At 72.1% G+C, this 7,161-nt stretch carries 7 protein-coding genes and 1 riboswitch; all 7 genes read left to right on the top strand.

The genetic code is table 11. The features are described from left to right. Positions 1-336: 336 nt before the first annotated feature. The 7 genes from M0P34_RS12285 to M0P34_RS12255 all read left to right on the top strand — a co-directional run bounded on the left by M0P34_RS12285 (position 337) and on the right by M0P34_RS12255 (position 7,149). Positions 337-1,416 (top strand): hypothetical protein, encoded by a 1,080-nt coding sequence (locus M0P34_RS12285; RefSeq protein ID WP_291499545.1) that lies wholly within the window; start codon positions 337-339, stop codon positions 1,414-1,416. Positions 1,417-1,611: 195 nt separating this feature from the next. Then, a riboswitch (cobalamin riboswitch) is annotated at positions 1,612-1,813 on the top strand. Positions 1,814-1,924: 111 nt separating this feature from the next. Beyond that, complete coding sequence (locus M0P34_RS12280) at positions 1,925-2,977, top strand: sirohydrochlorin cobaltochelatase (protein ID WP_291499543.1); 1,053 nt, start codon at positions 1,925-1,927, stop codon at positions 2,975-2,977. A 2-nt stretch (positions 2,978-2,979) separates the two neighbouring features. Beyond that, positions 2,980-3,621, top strand: a complete 642-nt coding sequence (gene cbiM, locus M0P34_RS12275) for a cobalt transporter CbiM (protein WP_291499541.1) — start codon at positions 2,980-2,982, stop codon at positions 3,619-3,621. Beyond that, positions 3,615-4,220, top strand: a complete 606-nt coding sequence (locus tag M0P34_RS12270; RefSeq protein WP_291499539.1) for a cobalamin biosynthesis protein CbiL — start codon at positions 3,615-3,617, stop codon at positions 4,218-4,220. The genes cbiM and M0P34_RS12270 overlap by 7 nt, the downstream gene beginning before the upstream one ends. Then, positions 4,217-4,972 carry an energy-coupling factor transporter transmembrane component T gene (locus M0P34_RS12265; protein WP_291499537.1) on the top strand — a complete coding sequence of 252 codons (756 nt, stop codon included), beginning with the start codon at positions 4,217-4,219 and terminating at the stop codon, positions 4,970-4,972. Before M0P34_RS12270 ends, M0P34_RS12265 begins: the two co-directional genes overlap by 4 nt. Further along, positions 4,969-5,631 (top strand): ABC transporter ATP-binding protein, encoded by a 663-nt coding sequence (locus M0P34_RS12260; protein ID WP_291499535.1) that lies wholly within the window; start codon positions 4,969-4,971, stop codon positions 5,629-5,631. The genes M0P34_RS12265 and M0P34_RS12260 overlap by 4 nt, the downstream gene beginning before the upstream one ends. A gap of 285 nt (positions 5,632-5,916) precedes the next feature. After that, positions 5,917-7,149, top strand: a complete 1,233-nt coding sequence (locus M0P34_RS12255; protein WP_291499533.1) for an MFS transporter — start codon at positions 5,917-5,919, stop codon at positions 7,147-7,149. Positions 7,150-7,161 lie beyond the last annotated feature (12 nt).

Below are 7,161 nucleotides of genomic sequence, written 5' to 3'. Positions count from 1 at the left end.
TTAATTTTAATGCCAATAATTAAAGAATTTGGTATTACCACTTTTTCTGAAAGCGCTGTTTCATAAGTTTGCAGTGTTCAGAATAGTGCCGTATCATGCTCTTGGATGCTTGTTCAGCTAATTGGTTATACCAATTTCGCGCCAAGAAAAAGCTTGCTCCAACAGAGCATCTATTCTAGGCCAGTCCCCCCGGCCGCAGCCGGTTGGACCTTTGTGTCGCAAGGAGTTTGTATGCCTCGCTTTTCGCAGTGGCGGAACGGTTTTCCCGGCTTGTTGTGGAGCATCCGGCGGCGGGAGTCGCGCCTGAAGCTTTTTTCACGCTGGCACTTGGATGGCGTGGACGCCTCCCTGCTGCTCAAGAACGCCAGCTATCGCAAGCAGGCCGTCATGCCAGAGGATTACCCCCTGCTGGTGGAGTTCTGGGACATGATCCACGCCGCGCGCCCGGCGGCGGCCATTTTCCGGCTGCGGGCCGACGCGGGCCGCAAGCCGCTCATGCTCCAGGGCTGGCCCGAGCCCGGCGACGAGGTGTACAGCGGGTTCCTGAAGGGGGCCTTCCTCCCCGGAGGCTACGGCTCGGAATGCTACAACGCGCAGCTCAGCATGCGCGTGGGCGATGCGGACTACCCCGTGTTCACCATCGACCTGGAACGCGACGCCATCAAGGAGGCCAACGCCGCGGCGGATGGCCTGTTCATGCGCCAGAAGCGGGGCGCGGGGCTGCTGACCCTGGATGATGTGGCGCCGCAGGACCTGGGGCAGCAACTCATGGGCGCCGCTCGCCAGGCGGCCCAGGACGACGCCTGGTCGGGCACGCTGATGCTGGGCAACACGGAGCGCGGCCTGTTCTCGGCCCATGTGCGGCTCACGCCCTGGGGGCGGCCGGAAGAGCGGGTGGTGCGCGTGGCCCTGGTCAGCGTGGAGGACAAGACGCTGTTGCAGCCTTTCGACACCGCCAGCGACGAGGCCCTGCGCCCGGGCGACCTGCGCCCGGCCCTGGAGAGCCTCTGGGAGGCCTGCGGCCCGGAAGTGGACGGGCTTATGCTTTCCCATATCCAGTCGGGCCGCGGCAAGGTGACGGTCTTCGGCGTCGGCCGGGCGTTCGCCAGCCTGGAGTGGGGCGCGGTCCATGCCTACGAGGGCACCATCGCCCAGGACATCGAGCGCTTCGACCTCAGCTCCCTGCTGGTGGAGGATACCCTGGACAGCGTGAAGTCGGTGGACTGGGCGCTCTTCGCCCCCCAGGGGGTGCGTTCGTACTATGCGCTGCCGTTCTACGCGGAGCACGGCCTGCACGCCGTGCTCATCCTGGCCAGCCGCAAGGCCAAGACCTTCGGCGCCGACGCCGACGTGCGCTACGCCGACGTTGCCGAGGCGTTCGGAAACCTCTTGCGGCGCTGGCGGCAAAAGCCGTAACGGACGCCCGCCAGGGTGAAGGCAGGGGCATGCGCCAGCGCATGCCCCTGCTTTTTTTTAATGAAAAATCCCTCGCCGCGGGGGACGGCTCCCCCTGGGTGCGCGGAGGCCGGGCCGGGCTGGACGGCCCCTGTCCGGCGGGCAGCCGCGCCCGGCGGCGGGGATTTTAGGTTTTGACAGCACCCGGCGCCAGCGGCTAGCCTTCCGGCGGATGGTTCTCCGCGAGGAGACGAACAGGGAATCCGGTGCAAGACCGGAACGGACCCGCCGCTGTGACCCGGCCTGCGCCCCGCGCAGGAAGCCGCGAAGCCCCAGGACGCCACTGCCCCCACCCGGGCGGGAAGGCGGGGCCCCCGCCCGGGAAGTCAGAAGACCTGCCATCCAGCATCCCGCGTCCAGCAACGGGTCTTTGTCGGCGGGGGGCTGACGGCGGCAGGGGTCCTTCCCGCCCGCCGCTCCTCCTCGTCCCGTTGCCTTTTCGCCCTACGGGAACCCACGAGGAGGGGATATGTCCCGCGCCAGCCACGACCACGAACACGCCCGCGGCCATGAGCACGCTCATGACCGCTCCCACGCCTGCGGCCACGACCACGGCGACCACGGCCAGGGACACGACCAGTCCCACTGCCACGACCATCACGGCCACCACGGCCACGACCATGACCACTGCGGCGATGGTCACCATTCCCACGATCATCACCATCACGGCGACGACCACCACCATCACGGCCATCACCGCCCGCGCCCGGTGCGGCCCGGCATCCTGCTGGCGGCCTTCGGCGTGGCCCTGCCCGACGCCCGCGCGGGCTACGAGGCCCTGGACCGCGAGGTGCGCCAGCGCTTCCCCGGCGTGCCCGTGCGCTGGGCCTACACGGCGCACAAGATCCGCCGCAAGCTCGCGGCCCGGGGGTTCGAGAACGACTCCGTGGCCGTGGCCCTCTCGCGGCTGCACGACGAGGGCGTGACGCATCTGGCCGTGCAGTCGCTGCACACGGTGCCCGGCGTGGAATACCACTGGACCCTGGACCAGGCGCGCGTCTTTCATCATCCGCGCAAGGGGTTTCTCGATGTGGCCGTGGGCGGCCCGCTGCTCATGGCCGGGGCGGACCTGGAGGCCGCCGCCGCCGCCCTGGGCGGATACCCGCCCCCGGAGCGCGGCCCGGGCGACGCCCTGGTGCTTGTCGGCCACGGCACCTACCACGAGGGGCACCGGCGCTACCTGGAGTTCGAAGCCCTGCTGCGCCGGAACGACCCGCTGGTGTTCATGGGCACGCTCATGGGCGAGCCGGGATGCGCGGCCGTCATCCGCCGGGTTCTGGCCGCCGGTGCGCGGCGGGTGTGGCTGCTGCCCTTCATGAGCGCACCGGGGCACCATGTGCGCGTGGACATCGCCGGGGACGGCCCGCACTCCTGGAAGAGCCACATGGCCGCCGCCGGGCTGGACGTGCGCGTCTGCATGACCGGCACGATGGAGCACGGGCCGTGCCGTGCCCTGTGGCTGGAGCACCTGGAGGGCGCCTGGCGGACCGTGGCGCCGCAATCCGCGGCCCGGGAGGTTTAGCCATGCATATTTCCGAAGGCGTCCTGTCCGCCCCGGTGCTGCTCGCGGGCGGCGGCGCGGCCCTGGCCGGAACCTGGGCCGGGCTGCGCCGCCTGGACCACGACCAGCTGATCACCGCGGCCACCCTGTCCTCGGCCTTTTTCGTCGGCTCCCTCGTCCATGTGCCCCTGGGCCCCAGCAGCGTGCATCTGCTGCTCAACGGGCTCCTGGGCATGATCCTGGGCTGGGCCGCCTTTCCCTGCATCCTGGTGGCGCTGCTGCTCCAGGCGCTGCTTTTCCAGTTCGGCGGGCTCACGGTGCTTGGCGTGAACACGGTGAACGTGGCCGTCCCGGCCATCCTGTGCCGGCTCCTGCTGGCGGGGCAGCTGCGGGCCGGGGGGCGGCGCGCCGCCGTGGCGGGCTTCCTGGGCGGGGCGGGCGCCGTGCTGGGCACGGCGCTCATGGCCGCCCTTTCGCTGACCTTCACCGACGAGGGCTTCCTCGGCGCCGCCCGGCTCATCGTCGCCGCGCACGTTCCGGTCATGCTTATCGAGGGCCTGGTGACCATGTTCGCCGTGGGCGCCCTGGCCAGGATGTATCCGTCCGTCCTGGGGCTGGGCTGCGCGGCCGGGGCGGACGCGGCCCGGGAGGCGCGGCCATGCTGACCCGCGCGCTGCTCGCGGCACTGCTGGTCCTGGCGTGCGCGCCGGACGCCAGCGCCCACAAGGTCCTGCTCAACGCCTGGGGCGAGGGGCGCACGCTCGCGGCCGAAATCGGCTTCAGCGACGGCAGCCCGGGGGCCGGGGCGAAAATCACCGTGGCGGACGCGGCCACGGGTGAGACGCTGCTTCGCGGAGTGGCTGACGGGGCCGGGTTCTTCGAGGCGGAGCTTCCGGGCGAGGCCCTGGAGCGCGGCCACGACCTGCGCGTGGTCGGCAACGCGGGGGCCGGGCACCGGGCGGAAACGCTGGTGCCCGCCAGCGAATTCGCGGGCGTGGCGCCCGCCGCGCCCGCGGCCGTGGCGTCCGCCGATGGCGGCGGGGCCGCCGCGCCCACCGGCCTTGCCCCCGGCGAGTTGGAAGCCCTGGTGCGCGCGGCCGTGCGCGAGGAGCTGCGGCCCCTGCGCCGCGAGCTGGAGGCCCAAGGCGGCGGCGGCCCGGAGCTGGGCACCGTCCTTGGGGGCATCGGCTACATCTTCGGGCTGGCCGGGGTGGCGGCCCTGGCGGACAACCGGAGGCGGCGCAAGGCCTCCGGCGGGCGATGATCCGCGACGCACCCCTGCCCGGCGCCGGTCCCCTGGTGCGCCTGGACGTTGCCCACAAGCTCGTGGGCGCCGGGGTGCTGGCCTGCGCCGTGGCACCCCTGCGGACCCTGGACGCGGCCCTGGCGGCCCTGGCCCTGGGCCTTGGGCTGCTGGCGGCCTGCCGGGTGCCCCCGGGGGCCGCGCTGCGCCGCCTGGGGCCGCCCAACGCGTTCTTCGCGTTCATGTTCGCGACCCTGGCCCTGACGTACCCCGGGCGGCCCTGGCCCCTTTGGCCCGCCGTGAGCCTCGACGGCCTGGAGCTGGGGCTGCGCATCGCCGTGAAGGGCAACGCCATGTTCTGCGTCCTGCTGGCCCTGGTGGGCACCAGCACCGTCGCCTCGGCCGCCCGGGGGCTCCAGCGCCTGGGCCTGCCGCAGAAGTTCGTGCTGCTTCTGGCATTTTCCTACAGGCAGATATGGATCACGGCGGGCGAGTTCGAGCGCTTGCGCCAGGCATGCACGGCGCGCTGCTTCGAGCCGGGCATGAACATGCACACCTACCGCACCACGGCCTGCCTGCTCGCCCAGACCATCGCGGGCAGCCTGCACCGGGCCGTGCGTGTCCGCGACGCCATGACGGCGCGCGGGTTCGACGGCCATTTCCGGACCCTGGAGCCGCAGGCCGGGGCCGCGGGGGCCGGGGTGCTGGCCGTGGCCCTGCTGGCCTGCGCCGGGGGCGGCCTGCTCCTGCTGGACCGGGGTTGGCTCCCATGACGGCCATCGTGGCCCTTGAGCGGGCCGTGGTGCGCTACCCGGGCCGGGCGGCCCCCGCCCTCGGGGCCCTGGATTTCGCCCTGCACCCGGGCGAGCGCGTGGGGCTGGCGGGCGACAACGGCAGCGGCAAGACCACGCTGCTGCTGGCCCTGGCCGGGCTGCGGCCCCTGGCCGCCGGGCGCCTGCTCCACGACGGGGAGCACGCCGTTTCGCCGCGCCGGTTGCGGAACCTGCGCCGGGCCGTGGGCATCGTCTTCCAGAACGCGGACGACCAGCTGTTCATGCCCACCGTGCTGGAAGACGTGGCCTTCGGGCCGCTGAACCTGGGCTGCGGCCAGGAGCAGGCCCGGGCGCGCGCCCTGGAGGCCCTGGAGGGCCTGGGCGCGGCGGGCCTGCCCCGGGCATTGCCGCACACCCTGTCCGGCGGGCAGAAGCGCATCGTGGCCCTGGCCACGGTGCTGGCCATGCGGCCCCGGGCCGTGCTGCTGGACGAGCCCACCAACGACCTGGACGCGCGCGGCGCGGCCCGGCTGGAGGAGCTGCTCCTGGCCGGGGGGCTGGCCCTGGTGGTGGCCTCGCACGACCGCGACTTCCTGGCCCGCGTGGCCACCCGGACGGTGCTGCTGCGCGACGGCGTGCCCGCCGCACGGCAGGGCTGAGGCCGGGCCGCGCGGCGGACGGCGGGGCGGCGGGGGCGGGTTTTCCCTGCGGCCCGGCGTGTTGCGTTTTCTCGCGCCCTGGTGTAGGCGCTGGCTATTCTTCTGAAAGGGGCCCTTCATGCATCGTGTTTCCTAGCCGTTCGCGACCGGCGTGCCTCCCGCCCGGGGGTGCGCGCGCGGTCCTTTGACTTCCAGGAAGCACTCCCCATTCATGCTTCATCCGGCACGCCCGGATGTCGGCCGCCCGGACGCTGTTCCCGGCGGCCTTTCCTTTCAGGAGGCCCCATGTCCCGTTCCCTTCCCGACGGCCCCGGCGCCGCGTGGCGCACGCAGGCCGCCCTGTTCCTGGTCAGCCAGAACCTGTCGCTGTTCGGCTCCTCGGTGGTCGGCTTCGCGTTGGTCTGGCACATCACCCTGGAGACGACCTCCGGCCTGTGGATGACCCTGGCCACCGTGGCCTGCCACGGGCCCCAGGTCCTGGTGCTGCTGTGGGGCGGGGTCTGGGCCGACCGCCACGACCGGCGGCTGCTCATCGCCCTGTCCGACGGCTTCGTGGCCCTGGTGACCCTGGGCTTGGCCCTGGCCTTTCTCGGCGGGCTGGGGGCCGGGGAGGCGGGGGGCCTGTGGCCGCTGCTGGGTGTGCTGGCCCTGCGTTCGCTGGGCGGCGGCGTCCAGGGCCCGGCCTCGGCGGCGCTGTATCCGCAGATCGTGCCCCCGGAGCACCTGGCCCGGGTCCAGGGCCTGAACCAGAGCATCAACGCCCTGCTGATGCTGCTGTCCCCGGCGGCGGGCGGGCTGCTGCTGGGCACGGTGGACCTGGCCTGGGCCATGCTCCTGGACGTAGTCACGGCGGCCCTGGCCATCGCCGTGCTCTACCGCATCCGCCTGGACCGGGCGCCGCGCGGGGCCGGGGACGCCTCGGCCTGGGCCGACATCCGCCGGGGGCTGTCCTACACCTTCGGCCACGGCCGCCTGCGGCTGCTGGTGCTGTGTTACGGGGCGTTCTATTTCCTGGCCACTCCCGCCGCCGTGCTGTGTCCGCTGATGGTCGCCCGCAGTTTCGGCCCCGAGGTCTGGCGGCTCACGGCCAACGAGCTGGCCTGGTCGGGCATGTCGCTGCTGGGCGGAGCCTTCGTGTCCTGGCACGGCGATTTCAAGGACCGGCCCCGGGTCATGGCCCTCTGCATGGCCGTGTTCGGCGTGGCCTTCGGGCTTCTGGGCCTTGCGCCCAATTTCGCCGTGTTCCTGGCGCTGGTGGGCCTGGGCGGGTTCTTCATGCCCGTGTTCGCCACGGCCAGCACGGTGTTCATCCAGAAGACGGCGGCCGGGCCGATGCTCGGGCGGGTCTTCTCCATTGTCCAGCTCATCGCCTCGGGAGGCATGCCCACGGCCATCCTCGTCTTCGGGCCGCTGGCCGATGTGGTTTCCGTCGAGTCGCTGCTGGTCTTTTCCGGGGTGTCCATGGCCCTGGTGGGCGGGGTGTATTTCCGGTTCGACCGCCGGGCGCGCGGCGGCTGAGGCTGCGGGCCG

It is taken from the genome of Desulfocurvus sp., assembly GCF_023230885.1.
Lineage (GTDB): Bacteria > Desulfobacterota > Desulfovibrionia > Desulfovibrionales > Desulfovibrionaceae > Desulfocurvus.
Note: the sequence above shows the minus strand (reverse complement) of the source record. Positions and strands in the feature narration are given on the sequence as shown.